The following is a 237-nucleotide window of genomic DNA, read 5'->3' on the forward strand; positions in this document are numbered from 1 at the left end:
TGGGCAAAGCAGTTCTTCTACCTCCTCGTCTGCGGATCAGGGATTGGGCAAACTGTTAGTGCCAGGCGCATTAGGCGGACTGGCTGGGCTGCTGGTCGCAAATAAATCAGCACGTAAACTTCTTACGAAATATGGCACCAACGCGTTACTGGTTGGCGGCGGAGCGGTAGCGGGTACGGTGCTGTGGAATAAATACAAAGATAAAATTCGCGCGGCGCATCAGGACGAACCGCAGTT

1 pseudogene is annotated in these 237 nt (G+C 53.6%); it reads left to right on the top strand.

The features are described from left to right. Nucleotides 1–237: pseudogene (locus SB719_RS22520) on the top strand (DUF533 domain-containing protein); the annotation flags it as partial.

This window comes from Pantoea sp. SIMBA_079 (assembly GCF_046940275.1).
GTDB classification, from domain to species: domain Bacteria; phylum Pseudomonadota; class Gammaproteobacteria; order Enterobacterales; family Enterobacteriaceae; genus Pantoea; species Pantoea borealis.